Below are 12,428 nucleotides of genomic sequence, written 5' to 3'. Positions count from 1 at the left end.
CGACTGATATGAGCGACTTGCGCTCGGCCGGAAGCACAACGCGCCCGGATGGGGACGGGGCGCGGCGTACGACGCGCTCCGCGCGGTCATCTACAGCGCCCGCAATCCGGCGATGACCTCGCGCAGAATCCGCTCGTCGGGCAGGTGTGCCGGGGGCACAGGGCGGCTGATGACCACACGGCCGAGTTCCAGGAGGTCCCCGAGGAGCACCCTGACCACGCCGACGGGAAGGTCGGCGTCCGCGGCGAGTTCGGCAACGGACTGCGTCTCCGTGCAGCACAGCCGGATCAAGGTCCGGTGTTCGGGGCCGAGCGCCGTCGCGTCATCGAGGGCCGGGGCCGCTGGGTCGAGGGCGACGAGGGCGATCAGGTCGAAACGCACCCCGGAGGGCCCGGCCTGGGTACGTCCACCCGTCAAGGCGTACGGGCGGACCAGGGGCCCGGCCTCCCCGTCGTACCACTGGCTGCCCGGCTCCCGCGGGCCGTCCATGGGGTTCTCGGTCATCGGTGGCGCCTTTCGGCTCATCCGGCGACGGGCGGCTGTGCTGCGACGCGCGGTGGCGTGTGGAGGTGTTCGCCGACCCGCTTGACCAGGCGCGCCATCTCGTAGGCGACCAGCCCGATGTCCGCGGTGACCGCAGTGAGCACGGCGAGGCAGGAACCGTCCCCCGCAGCGGCCACGAACAAGAACGCGTCGTCCATCTCCACCATGGTCTGGCGCACCCCGCCCGCTCCGAAGTGCCGGCCCGCGCCCTTGGCGAGGCTGTTGAAGCCGGAGGCGACAGCGGCGAGATGCTCGGCATCCTCGCGTGCGAGGCCGGTGGAGGCGCCTACGGCCAGCCCGTCGTTGGAGAGCACGACGGCGTGCCGTACCTCCCTCACGCGCGTCACCAGGTCGTCGAGCAGCCAGTCCAGCTCGCCGGATCGCCGGCCGGCACTCGTGTAGGGGTCCTGGATCATGCCGGGTCTCCTTCGCTGCTGTCGTCACTGGCCGTTACGGTTCCCGGAGCGGCTCCGCGTCCGGGCTGTCTGCCGCCGCCGCGCGCCCAGCCGTCGCGGTAGGCCGCCATGCGGTCCCGCACCAGCTCGGGGGTGCGCCGGTCGTCACCACGCCGATCGGGCGCCGCTTCTTCGGGACGCTGTTGCCGGAGTTGGGGAGCGAGGCTCGCCTGGCGCACACGGCGTGGCAGGTCGCCGGAGGGCTCGGAGTCGTTCGGCGGGTGGTGCGGGCGCAAGGCGGTGACTCCGGGCGGCGGTGTTTCGACGGTCATGCCGTGTCCGCCCTGCGCCTCGTCCCTGTCGTGGTGTCCAGGCTCGCCGGCCGTGGGGTGCGGACCGGGCATGGTGGCCGCGAGGGCGGGGCGGTCCGGCCGTGCGGTGACGGCCTCGTGGAGTCCGCTCGTGCCGGGCACGCGCGCGTACGCGCGTTGCTGGTCGTGGTGGGCCTGTCCGGGGTGTGGAGCGGGGGAAGCCATCGAAGCGCCGTGGAGCAGGGCCCTGGGCAGCAGAACGACGGCGGTCGTGCCACCGTAGGGTGAGGTCCGCAGGTGCACCCTCACCTCGTGCCGCGAGGCGAGTCGGCTGACGACGAAGAGACCGAGGCGGTCGCTGTCGAACAGGTCGAGGGCCTCGGACTGTTCGATGCGCCGGTTGGCCTCCGCGAGCGTCTCGGCGCCCATGCCCAGTCCCCGGTCCTCGATCTCCAGCGCGTAACCGCTGCCGACGGGTTCGCCGGTGACACGCACGCGCGTGTGCGGCGGGGAGAACTGGGCGGCGTTCTCGACGAGTTCGGCGAGCAGGTGGGTGAGGTCGGCGACGGCGGCACCGACGACGTGCGCCTCGGGGAACTGGCGGACCTCCACGCGCGCGTAGTCCTCGACTTCCGATACGGCGGCCCGTACGACGTTCGTGAGCGTCACCGGCATGCGCCAGGCCCGGCCGGGTGCCGCGCCCGAGAGGATGATCAGGCTTTCGGCGTGGCGCCGCATCCGGGTGGTGAGGTGGTCCAGTCGGAAGAGGTCGCTCAGTTCGTCGGGATCGTCGGAACGGCGCTCCATGCTGTCGAGGAGGCTGAGCTGACGGTGGACCAGCACCTGACTGCGGCGCGCGAGGTTGACGAAGACCCCGGAGATGCCGCTGGCGAGCTCGGCGCGCTCCACGGCGGCGTGCAGGGCAGCACGGTGAACGGTGGAAAGGGCTTCCGACACCTGGCCCGTCTCGTCCTCGGCCGGTGGTCCCGCGGGGGCCTCCTCCTCGATGTCGAGTTCCTCGCCCGCGCGTAGTCTGCGCATCGCTTCCGGGAGTTTGCGGCGGGCGATGTCCAGGGCGTCGTTGCGCAGGCTCACGAGTTCGACCACGAGTCCGCGTCCGATGCGCACGGAGATGACGAGTGAGGCGACGACAGCGGCCAGGCCGAGGAGTACGGCGGCACCGGCGGGGCTGAGCAGTCCGCGGGTCACCGGGTCGGCCCGGCCCGCGACATTCCGGCCCGTGTCCGTCGCAATGCTCCGCATGCCGTCCTGCACGCGTGCGTGGGCGGCACTCCAGGCGGCTTGCGGTCCCGCCCCGGCCGGCCTGCCGCCGGGCCCTGCGGTGAGGATCTTGTCCTCGGCCGCCCCGAGGGCCGTGTAGGAGGCGCTGCGGGACAGGTCCCGCCAGGCTCTTCGCTGGGCTGTCGGAAGATCGGCGACGGCCGTGTCGGTGAACGTACGGCGCGCGGCGACAGCGGCGCCGAACAGCCGCAGCCGCTCCCCCTGAAGGCCGCCCGCGCCGCCGCCGAGCAGCGTGTCCTCCTGAGCGAGCGCCTCGGCGGCCAGGGAGAATTCGAGCAGCACGCGCGCGTCGGAGCCGACGTCGGCCTGCTGGATGCCCGTCAGAGCGCCGTCCACCGCGAAGGCTGCGCCGATGGTCTTCGTGTACTGCGCGTACGCCGTGTCCCAGCCGGACTTGTGGTCGAGTACGGCCGCCCGCAGCGCGCGCAGATGCTCGGCGCCGGTGACGAAGGCGGCGAGGCGCCCGGAGACGTCGGCGGGCAGCTCCTCGCTGTCTGCGACGGTGTTGTCCCCGCCGAGGCGCAGCTCGGCCACGGCCCGGTCGGTACGGTCGGCCAGGCCTTGGAGATCGCTGCCGTCGGCCGCGCCGGGTGAGAGGGTGTGGCGCACGGCCGCGGCGCGCTCGGCCTGGAGCGCGGCGACGGCTATGGCCACCGGCGTCCGCAGGTCGGCGTCGACCTGCTGGGACTGACGCAGCCGGGCGACGTCCTGGGCGGTGCTCACGGTGGCGTAGGCCCACAGGGAGAGCAGGGAGACGACGGGCACCATCAGCAGGCTGACGACCTTGGCGCGCACGGTACGGGGCCGCAGGTACCGGCGGCTCCCACGCGCGTGTGCCTGTGCCGGAGACGCGCCGACGAGCCGGTCGGCGACCTCGTCGGCAGGCGGACCGGCATGCGCACGGCGGCCGCGCGGGGCGGGTGCCGAGGCATCGGATTTCGGGGTGGTACGGGGCGGGCGCATGGCCTCCTCGATCGGGACGTGGGTCGGGGCGCTCCGGCCTGGCTGCCCCTAGCGGGCAACGGTCTCGACGGGCCGCTGCGCGGAGGCGGAGGCCTCGCGCTCGTCGGCCGTGGGCGAGAGGGCGACGAAGGCCGAGGTGATGAAGAGATAGGACCCGAGGCCGACGGCGAGGGGGAAGATGAACTGCATCGCCGTGGCCCCGGGCAGCTCCTGGCCGGAGGGATTCACACGTACGCTCACCGCGAACATCCCGGTGTAGTGCATGCTGCTGACGGCCGCTCCCATGACGAGGGAGGCGGCGGTGACCGCACGCGGCGACGTGATGTTGAGGCCGGCCCACAGGGCCGCCGTCGCCGCCACGACGGCGATCAGCACTGACAGTCCGACGAGGACGGGGTCGTACCGGACGTCGCCGTGCAGCCGGACCGCCGCCATGCCCAGATAGTGCATGCTGGCGACGCCCAGCCCGGTGGTGAGTCCGCCGAGCAGCAACGCCCGGTTGCGATCGCGGCTGTAGCCGACGGCGAAGACACCGGCGCAGACGACGACCATCGCGACGAGGAGGCTGAGGATGGTCAGGGGTACGTCGTAGCGGATGCCGGTGCCGCTGACGCGGAAGCCGAGCATGGCCACGAAGTGCATCGTCCAGATGCCCGTCCCGATCGCGGATGCGGCGGTGACGAGCCAGTTGCGGCGCGAGCGGCCGGTGGTGGCGAGCGCGCGGACAGTGCAGCGCAGTCCGAGTGCGGCGCCCGTACAGGCCATCAGGTACGACAGCACGGGGGTCAGCCAGCCGAAGGCGGCGTGGTCCAAGTGTCCCATGGCCAAGGGACGCTAGGGGGGCACGGGCGCACACAGGGGGCGCATTTCGAAACGTGCTGGAATATGACAGGCGGGTGCGACGGAACGATCGAGTCCGGCCCGAACATGTGCGCCCGTGTATCCCCCGTGACGGTGAGGAATTATGCGGAGCATGAGCGAAGACCACACACGCGTGCAGGAGTTCTTCGGTGTCCGGGCGGCCGACTGGGACAGCAGGTTCCCCGACGACGGCCCCGCCTACACGGCCGCCGTGACCGATCTCGGGCTGAGGAAGGGGGACCGGGTGCTGGACGCTGGCTGCGGCACGGGGCGCGCCCTGCCGCCGCTGCGGGCCGCCGTGGGCCCCTCCGGGGTGGTGCTGGGCGCCGATCTGACTCCGGCGATGCTCAAGGCGGCCGCACGGGCGGGCCGGGACCGCGACGGGCGATTGCTGCTCACGGACGTCGCCGCGCTGCCGCTGCGCTCGCGAACCCTGGACGCCGTGTTCGCGGCCGGCCTGATCGCCCATCTGCCGCAACCGGTGGACAACTTGCGGGAGCTGGCCCGCGTGGTACGGCCGGGCGGCGCGCTCGCGCTGTTCCATCCCATCGGGCGTGCGGCCCTGGCGGCCCGGCAGGGCCGGCAGATCACGACGGAGGATCTGCGCGCCGAGGCCAACCTCGGTCGGCTCCTGGCCGGTTCGGGATGGCGCATGACGTCGTACGTCGACGAGGACGCACGGTTCCTCGCTCTCGCAACACGCGAGAACTGAGCAACATATCGACAAAGACGCACTCACGCGGTGCCGTGCCGCGGCGGCGCCCGCCCTTGCGGTCCGGCCTCCCCACCACGCGGGTGTCGCGAAGCGGACCGAACTCCCCGGGCGTCGGCGCACTCGCGTCAATCGGCGGCATCGATGGCTGAGACGTCCCGGTGCCGCACCGGGCATCCGCGTAGTCCGGGGGTCGGACGGGTCCCCAGGCCGGCGACACGGTAGCCGTTCGGGTAGCCCTTGATCTCGCGGTTCTGGCGGGCGAAGTGGGGGGCGCTGCGTGGCGGCAGCAGCCGGACGAGCCTGCCACGCGTGCGTACCGCGCGACGCACCAGAGCGGTCGTGGCAGCGCCGGGTGGCGGGTAACGGAACGTACGCAGCAGCGGCTCGTCGAGCAGCGCCAGCGTCGCCGTGCGCAGCACCGGCGCCAACGGGCGCGGATACCAGGACGTCATCAGTTCGAGGGTGGCGTCGGAGACCTGCCGGGCCCGCTCGTCCCAGCCGAAGTGATCGCGCTCGTAGGAGTCGAGGAGCGCCTCGAACTCCTCATAGGTCGCGGGGATGCCAGGGATGCCCATGTGCCGGCCGAGAGTGCGGTAGTACTCGGTCGCGGCCACGATCTCGTGCCGTGACAGCCGCCGCCATCCGTAGGCGTCGATCCAGCGTCTTGGCACCACGACGAAGGTGCTCAGGACATAGCGCATGTCGTCGTCGCCGATGTCGTAGCTGCCGTGCATCTGGTTGATGCGCCGGATCGCCGTGCGGCCCTCCTCGGCGGCGAAGCCGTGCTCGACGATGGTGTCGAGGAGCAGCGCGGTGTCGTCGTACCGCTTCTGCGTACGCTCGGTCAGCTCGCCCGTCTCGGCGAGCAGCCGGCCGATGCTCGGCACGGCGTAGGTGCGGTACAGGGCCAGTTCAAGAGCGCGCGTGTAGTCCCAGGGGAACTCGAACGCCGCACTCAGCCGGTAGATCTCCACCGCGTCCGCCACCGGATCCAGCCGACGGATCCGCTCGAGGCGCTCGAACCGCTTCACCACACCGTTGCCCTTCTTCCGCCTCTTCCGACGAAAGTCCAACTCTACGGTGGGTGACCACGGATGAGCTGTCGGCGACGGTAAGATCGGGACGTGGAGGCGGTGCGCACACAACATGTTCGAGACAGCGGCGACAGCGGCCTGCGATCCGCTCGGGCCGCTCCGCACCATGGCGACGCCTCGGGTCCGGCGTGGCCGTTTCGCCCCCGTCCAGGTGGAAACCAGCAGCTCCGCGTGGTGTGGGCTGTCGTGACAAGGGGCTTGCCCTCGCACTAGGGTGCGCGCCGTTGGAAGAACCACTGGGGAGGCTGGGATGGCCGGGACGGACGATGCGGCCGTCGCCGCCGCGGACGATGCGCTGTACGTACTGACGGCGGTGCTGCTCACGCCGGCGCAGTTTCCGAGCGTGCTGGGCGACGACTATCCGGAGGCGTGCACGGCGCTGGGGCTGGCGCCCCGTGCCGACGGGTACGGCCTGGTGCTGGGCCAGGACGGTGACGGCGCCCGCTGGACGGTTGTCATCGACGACGTTTCGCTGGTCGCCGTGGCGATCGCGTCCTGGGACTGCGGCATGGAGTACGAACTGTCGCCGGACGAGCGCGCGGTCGTGGCCGCGCTGCCGGGCTGGCCCCTGGCTGTCGCAGTGTCGGCCCCTGGTGTCCCCGCGCCGCACGACCCCGCTCCCGAGCTGACGGAGGGACCCCCGCTGAGCCCGCCGGACACCAGCGCCTGGGGACCGGCCCAGCGCCGCCTGGGCGCCGACGAGATCGCGTTGCAGTGGGCGGCATGGCGGGACCAGATCGACGACGAGAAGTTCTCCGCACCGGACGGGCCGGCGCAGGCCGCCGAGCCCCCGACGCAGGGCACGGAAGCCGGCGAGTCCGCCGAACCGGCGCCGGGCGGCGGAAACCTGCCGCGCAGCGGCCATCGCGGTGTGAAGCGGGTGCTCGCGGAGGCACGCGCCTACGTCGACTCGCCGCCGCCGCTCGGCCGGGTGCGCTCGTCGTTCGCCCCGGGAGACGCCCGTACGCTGCGCGCTGACGGGCCCGGCTGGTCGATGGTGGCCCGCACCGACGACATCGCGTTCGTCCTGCTGGACGAGGAACCCGGTGAGGTTCTGCCGGTGGGCCGGGGCCCCGAGCTGCCGGGCCTGCTGGAGGCGCTCGACAAGATGGCCGTACGGCCCATCTGAGAGCAGGCGGCCCTCGTCCCGGGCCGCCGTACCCGCCGCCCTGCGCCAGACGCCCGTATCGGCCCCGGGAACCGCGCTTCCGGCGACGGCGCGCCCCTCGGAGTCGCGCCCTGATCTCCGCGGGTGCCTGTTCGAGCGCCTACGCCCGCCCGGAGCCCGGGCGGGGCATCTCCGGCTGTCCGCCGCCGCCTCAGCGACCGAGTTCCTTGCGGGTCACCCTGCGAAGCCTGCGCCGCTGCGAGGGGTCCAGCGTCAGGTACGCGGCCACGGGGACCCCGACCACAATCAGGAATGACACCCACCAGGGCAGCCATACGAGCAGGATCAGCCCGACCGCCACGCCTCCTGCGGCGATCTTCGCGTTCTTGGACATGAACGTCGCCTCCTTCGCGGCCACTGCCGCTCTCTGCTCAGAAAACGGCCCCGCGCTCCCCGCGGTTCCGGACCCCGACCCTGAGACATCCCCGAGGCCCGCCCCCTAATGGTCCTGCCGGGGCCTGCGCACAGCTCGCCCCTTATCGCGGCCCGGTCGTTGTCGCAGTCCGGGCTCTGCTCGCAGTATCGCTCGTCCACGCGCCCGGTGTCGGCCGCCGGTACGAGCAATTTCCACTCCCTCCCTCACGCGCTTTCCGGCCCGCCCAAAGCGACCGCCGGACGTGGTGACGCCAGGGCCCACGCCCCGCCGGTGCTCCGTGAACGGTCCTGCTGCGGCCCCGCTGGTCGAACAGATTGTGAAGTGACCTTGATCATGACGCCGGCATGCCCGGTTACACCCTCGGCGTGCTGTACCCTCGGCGACTCCAACCATGGTAGTCAAATTTGAGGAGTGCGGCAGAGCTGTGCAGACCATTCCCACGGCACCCTTCTCAGAATTCTCCGAACTGGCCCGCTGCTGCGTCGAGTTCCTGCCGTCCGACCCGGCGCGGGACGGCAGTTTCGCCTTCTGGAGCTGGGACGGTGGGACCCCGCCCACGGTCCCTGGTGGCTCCGCGACGGAGCTGGACGTCGTGCTGCCCACCGAGGACGGCGGTGTCGAGCAGGTCCGTACTCCCGCGGTCCTGCTCCCCGTGCAAGAGGCCCTGCCGCTGCTCACGCGCACGCGTGCATTCCCGGAGGCCCACCGCTCGGCCGACTTCTGGGCAGCTGCCTGCGGACTGGCCCTGCACTTCCTCGCCCGCGGACTGCTTCTACCGGGTCTGTCCGCGGGCGATCACGACGTCTGGCGGGTGGGCCCACTGTCCGCACAGGACGCGGAGCTGGTGCGCGAACTCGCCGCCGCCATGCCTCCGGAGGCCCATGCGGTGCCGCTCACGGCCGATGAGCCGGCCCGGCTGCCCGACCCGGAACGACTGCTCCGGGCGTTCCTGGACGCGGTCGCCGACGTGCTCCCGCGCTCTCCCGCGGCCTCCTGGGTGACCGGCGGCCCCGCGTACGCGACGCCCGAGCCGCAGCGCCTGCCCGGGCTGCGGGCCTGGGCGGACGACATCGCCGCCGCCCATGACGCCGGCATACGGCTGTCGCTGCGCGTGGAGGTGTCCGGGCTCGGCCCCGCCGCTGCGCAGGACAACGGCCGGGTCCGGTTCCGCGCGGTGCTGCAAGTACACGGGCCGAGCGGGGCGCCGGACGTCATGGACGCCGCCGGTCTGTGGAGCGGCACCGGGCAGGGACACGAGTCGTCCGGTACACGCGCGCGTACAGACACGCTGCTGGCGCTGCGCCGCGCGGCCCGCGCCTGGCCGCCGCTGACGCCCCTGCTCACCGCCGCCGTGCCGGACGCCGTGGACCTCGCCGACGACGAGACCTCCGAACTGCTGGGTGAGGGCAGCGGCGCCCTGGCCGCGGCGGGCGTCGACGTGCACTGGCCGAAGGATCTGTCGCGCGACCTGGCCGTGTACGCGACTGTCGGTCCGCCGGACGACGACAGGTCCTCCACAGGAGATGCCCCGGCTCCCTCGGCATTCCTTTCGGCAGGCACCTCCGTCGGCTTGTCCTGGGGTTTCGCTCTGGGCGGGCGGGAGCTGTCCCGGGCGGAGCTTGACCGGCTCGCGGAGGCCAAACGACCCCTGGTGCGGTTGCACGACGGATGGGCCCTGGTCGACCCGCGACAGGCGGACGACGCCCGGAGCCGGCACGACCGCTCGGTGGCTCCCGTCGAGGCACTGGTCGCCGCGCTGACGGGGTCGACCGAGGTCGACGGCCAACCGGTCGACGTGCGCTCGACAGGGTGGCTGGAACGGCTCCGGGAGCGGCTCACGGACCCCGAGCCGGTTCGCACCGTCGGCTCCCCGCCGGGCCTGTCCGCCACGCTGCGGGACTACCAGTTGCACGGCCTCGACTGGCTGGCCCGCATGACCTCCCTCGGCCTGGGCTGCTGCCTCGCCGACGACATGGGCCTCGGCAAGACCGTCACACTGATCGCACTGCATCTGTACCGGCAGACGGACGCCTCGTCCGCCGGCCCGGCGCTCGTCGTCTGCCCGGCCTCCCTGCTCGGCAACTGGCAGCGCGAGATCGAGCGGTTCGCTCCCGGTGTGCCGGTACGCAGGTTCCACGGGCCCGGGCGTGATCTCGGTTCCGTCGCGTCGGGGGAGTTCGTGCTCACCACATACGGCACCATGCGCCTCGACGCGGAGCATCTCGCCGAGGTGCCCTGGGGTCTGGTCGTGGCCGACGAGGCTCAGCATGTGAAGAACCCCTACGCGGCGACCGCGCGGGCGCTGCGCTCGATCGGCTCACGCGCGCGTGTGGCGCTCACCGGCACCCCGGTGGAGAACAACCTCACGGAACTGTGGGCGATCCTCGACTGGACGACGCCTGGCCTGCTCGGTCGGCTCGGTGCCTTCCGCGCGCGCTATGCGCAGCCGGTGGAGGGAGGCGTTGACCCGGCCGCCGCGGGGCGGCTCTCGAAGCTCGTGCGGCCGTTCCTGCTGCGGCGGCGAAAGTCGGACCCCGGCATCGCGCCCGAGCTGCCGCCGAAGACCGAGAGCGATCGCCCCGTGGCCCTCACACCCGAACAAGCAGGACTCTACGAGGCGTTGGCTCGCGAGACACTGGACCGGATCATGGCCACCGACGCCATGGCCCGCCGGGGCCTGATCGTGCAGTTGCTGACCGGCCTGAAGCAGATCTGCAACCACCCGGCGCAGTTCCTCAAGGAGGACGAGCCTCGGCTCACCGGGCGCTCCGGGAAGCTGGAGCTGCTCGACGAACTGCTCGGCACGATCCTCTCGGAGGGTTCGGGCGTGCTCGTCTTCACGCAGTACGTACGCATGGCCCACCTGCTCGAGCGGCATCTGACGAACCGTGGAGTGCCCTCGCTGCTGCTGCACGGCGGGACGCCGGTCACCGCGCGCGAGGCGATGGTTCGGCGCTTCCAGGAAGGTGAGGTGCCCGTGTTCCTGCTGTCCTTGAAGGCCGCCGAGACGGGCCTCAACCTCACGCGGGCCGAGCATGTCGTGCACTACGACCGCTGGTGGAATCCTGCGGTCGAGGCGCAGGCCACCGACCGCGCGTACCGCATCGGGCAGACCCGTCCGGTGCAGGTGCACCGGCTGATCGCCGAGGGCACTCTGGAGGACCGGATCGCGGAGATGCTTGCCCGCAAGCGGGAGTTGGCGGACGCGGTGCTCGCCACCGGAGAGGCCGCACTGACGGAGTTGACCGACACGGAACTGGCCGCGCTGGTGGAACTGCGCGGGGAGGCGCGATGAACCGTTACGGCCAGAGGAACACGCGCGTGGCCGGGCGCACGTTCGCCGCACAACCACCCGCGCATGGAAAGGCGTTCGCGGGAACCTGGTGGGGCCGCTCCTGGCTGCGAGCGCTGGAGGACGGGGCGTTGGACAACGCGGCGGTCACGGCGGGGCGCCGGCTCGCGCGCGCGGGCAGCGTGGGTGCGATGACCGTACGGCCGGGCCGCGTCACAGCCGTCGTACGGGAGCCCGGAGGCGCTGCCCACCGGGCCGACGTGCTGCTGCCGGAGCTGTCCGAGGAGGAGTGGGCCCGGTTCCTGGACGTGGCCGTGGAGCAGGCCGGTCACATGGCGGCGCTGCTCGATCGGGAGCTGCCCGCGCATCTGATCGAGGACGCCGCGGTGAGCGGTATCGATCTGCTACCGGGCCTCGGCGATCTGGAGCCGGAGTGTGACTGCGGAACGTGGGACCACTGCGGGCACACCGCCGCGCTGTGCCACCAGGTTGCGCGTCTGCTGGACGAAGATCCGTTTCTGCTCCTGCTGTTGCGGGGCCGGGAGCGGGAGGTCTTCCTCACGGAGCTGCACGTACGCGGTAGCGCCTCCGCGTCCCGGTCGGAAACCGACGCGCGCGTGGCCGAAGGAGTGGACGCGGCGGAGGCATGGGCGACCGGTGACATCCTGCCCCCGCTCCCCGGGCTGCCCGGACTGCCCCCGGTGCCCGGTACCCCGCCAAGTCTCGACACCGTTGCTGCCGCGGCGCCCGGGATCGAACCTCTGGCATTGGCGCACCTGGCGGACCGCACCGCTGTGGAGGCATACCGGCTGCTGGCAGAGGTCCTTCGCGGGGACGTGCGAGACGGGCCCGTCCTGACGGCGGCACAGGACGCCGTACGCCTCGCCTGCGCAGCGCCCGCGGGCTCGGTCACCGACCGGCTCGCCGAAGGGTGCGGCCGTGGCCGCGAGGGCTTGACGGCCGCCGTCCGGGCCTGGCGCACCGGGGGCGCGGCGGCCTTGGCCGTGCTGGACGAGGAACGGCCGGTGCGAGGCGCGGCGCTCGCACGCGCGCGTGTGGCGCTGGAAGCGGCCTGGGAGGCGGACGAGCTGCCGTCGTTCGACCGGAACGGCAACCAATGGACCGTGCCCGGCGAAGGAGTTCAGTTGCGTCTGGACCCCGACGGCCGCTGGTGGCCGTACCGCGACGAGGACGGCCGTTGGATCCCGGTGGGCGGACCCGACCCCGATCCGGCTGCCGCTCTGGCCGTGGCTCGCCTCGACATGGACACGGAGGGCACACAGCGCTGGGAACCTGCCGGATTGAAGTCCGCGGACAGCAAAGAAGTTTGAGGTGGCGCCACCACAGCATCGACACGATCCGGGTCGTACCGGCTCCGGCGGCGGCTTCGTGACCGGGTCGGGCTCGG

General features: G+C 72.3%; 10 protein-coding genes. 4 read left to right on the top strand and 6 right to left on the bottom strand.

Annotated elements, in window-relative coordinates:
• Positions 1–90 precede the first annotated feature (90 nt).
• From BIV25_RS23835 to BIV25_RS23820, 4 genes are read right to left on the bottom strand one after another with little or no spacing between them, the layout of a single operon-like run.
• Positions 91–504 carry a DUF742 domain-containing protein gene (locus BIV25_RS23835; RefSeq protein ID WP_071374432.1) on the bottom strand — a complete coding sequence of 138 codons (414 nt, stop codon included), beginning with the start codon at positions 502–504 and terminating at the stop codon, positions 91–93.
• Positions 505–521: 17 nt separating this feature from the next.
• Positions 522–959, bottom strand: a complete 438-nt coding sequence (locus BIV25_RS23830; protein WP_071374431.1) for a roadblock/LC7 domain-containing protein — start codon at positions 957–959, stop codon at positions 522–524.
• Positions 956–3,514 carry a nitrate- and nitrite sensing domain-containing protein gene (locus tag BIV25_RS23825; RefSeq protein WP_177235393.1) on the bottom strand — a complete coding sequence of 853 codons (2,559 nt, stop codon included), beginning with the start codon at positions 3,512–3,514 and terminating at the stop codon, positions 956–958. Before BIV25_RS23825 ends, BIV25_RS23830 begins: the two co-directional genes overlap by 4 nt.
• Before the next feature lie 48 nt (positions 3,515–3,562).
• On the bottom strand, positions 3,563–4,336 hold the full coding sequence (locus tag BIV25_RS23820; protein WP_071374430.1) for an MHYT domain-containing protein: 774 nt from the start codon (positions 4,334–4,336) through the stop codon (positions 3,563–3,565).
• A 151-nt stretch (positions 4,337–4,487) separates the two neighbouring features.
• Here BIV25_RS23820 and BIV25_RS23815 point away from each other — a divergent pair, with 151 nt between their 5' ends.
• Positions 4,488–5,087, top strand: coding sequence for a class I SAM-dependent methyltransferase (locus BIV25_RS23815; protein WP_071374429.1), 600 nt, complete (start codon positions 4,488–4,490; stop codon positions 5,085–5,087).
• A 128-nt stretch (positions 5,088–5,215) separates the two neighbouring features.
• Here the strand turns inward: BIV25_RS23815 and BIV25_RS23810 are convergent, their stop codons facing one another.
• Positions 5,216–6,121 carry an oxygenase MpaB family protein gene (locus BIV25_RS23810; protein ID WP_071374582.1) on the bottom strand — a complete coding sequence of 302 codons (906 nt, stop codon included), beginning with the start codon at positions 6,119–6,121 and terminating at the stop codon, positions 5,216–5,218.
• A gap of 313 nt (positions 6,122–6,434) precedes the next feature.
• Between BIV25_RS23810 and BIV25_RS23805 the strand changes: the two genes are divergently transcribed.
• Complete coding sequence (locus BIV25_RS23805) at positions 6,435–7,313, top strand: hypothetical protein (protein ID WP_071374428.1); 879 nt, start codon at positions 6,435–6,437, stop codon at positions 7,311–7,313.
• 190 nt (positions 7,314–7,503) lie between these two features.
• On the opposite strand, the gene BIV25_RS23800 is transcribed toward BIV25_RS23805, so the two are convergent.
• Entirely contained in the window at positions 7,504–7,686 is a 183-nt protein-coding gene (locus BIV25_RS23800; protein ID WP_071374581.1) for a hypothetical protein, read from the bottom strand.
• A gap of 433 nt (positions 7,687–8,119) precedes the next feature.
• Here BIV25_RS23800 and BIV25_RS23795 point away from each other — a divergent pair, with 433 nt between their 5' ends.
• Both BIV25_RS23795 and BIV25_RS23790 read left to right on the top strand, forming a co-directional pair.
• Positions 8,120–11,023 (top strand): DEAD/DEAH box helicase, encoded by a 2,904-nt coding sequence (locus tag BIV25_RS23795; protein WP_071374427.1) that lies wholly within the window; start codon positions 8,120–8,122, stop codon positions 11,021–11,023.
• Entirely contained in the window at positions 11,020–12,351 is a 1,332-nt protein-coding gene (locus BIV25_RS23790) for an SWF or SNF family helicase (protein ID WP_071374426.1), read from the top strand. Before BIV25_RS23795 ends, BIV25_RS23790 begins: the two co-directional genes overlap by 4 nt.
• Positions 12,352–12,428: the final 77 nt, after the last annotated feature.

The sequence above is a fragment of the Streptomyces sp. MUSC 14 genome (assembly GCF_001866675.1).
Taxonomy (GTDB): Bacteria; Actinomycetota; Actinomycetes; order Streptomycetales; family Streptomycetaceae; genus Streptomyces.
This window is presented reverse-complemented; position numbering and strand designations above follow the sequence as displayed.

Bases quoted from the DNA above. Each gene is read 5' to 3' on its own strand.
- BIV25_RS23820 (WP_071374430.1), bottom strand. From the start codon at position 4,336: ATGGGACACTTGGACCACGCCGCCTTCGGCTGGCTGACCCCCGTGCTG.
- BIV25_RS23815 (WP_071374429.1), top strand. From the start codon at position 4,488: ATGAGCGAAGACCACACACGCGTGCAGGAGTTCTTCGGTGTCCGGGCG.
- BIV25_RS23800 (WP_071374581.1), bottom strand. From the start codon at position 7,686: ATGTCCAAGAACGCGAAGATCGCCGCAGGAGGCGTGGCGGTCGGGCTG.
- BIV25_RS23830 (WP_071374431.1), bottom strand. From the start codon at position 959: ATGATCCAGGACCCCTACACGAGTGCCGGCCGGCGATCCGGCGAGCTG.
- BIV25_RS23790 (WP_071374426.1), top strand. From the start codon at position 11,020: ATGAACCGTTACGGCCAGAGGAACACGCGCGTGGCCGGGCGCACGTTC.
- BIV25_RS23805 (WP_071374428.1), top strand. From the start codon at position 6,435: ATGGCCGGGACGGACGATGCGGCCGTCGCCGCCGCGGACGATGCGCTG.
- BIV25_RS23825 (WP_177235393.1), bottom strand. From the start codon at position 3,514: ATGCGCCCGCCCCGTACCACCCCGAAATCCGATGCCTCGGCACCCGCC.
- BIV25_RS23835 (WP_071374432.1), bottom strand. From the start codon at position 504: ATGACCGAGAACCCCATGGACGGCCCGCGGGAGCCGGGCAGCCAGTGG.
- BIV25_RS23795 (WP_071374427.1), top strand. From the start codon at position 8,120: ATGGTAGTCAAATTTGAGGAGTGCGGCAGAGCTGTGCAGACCATTCCC.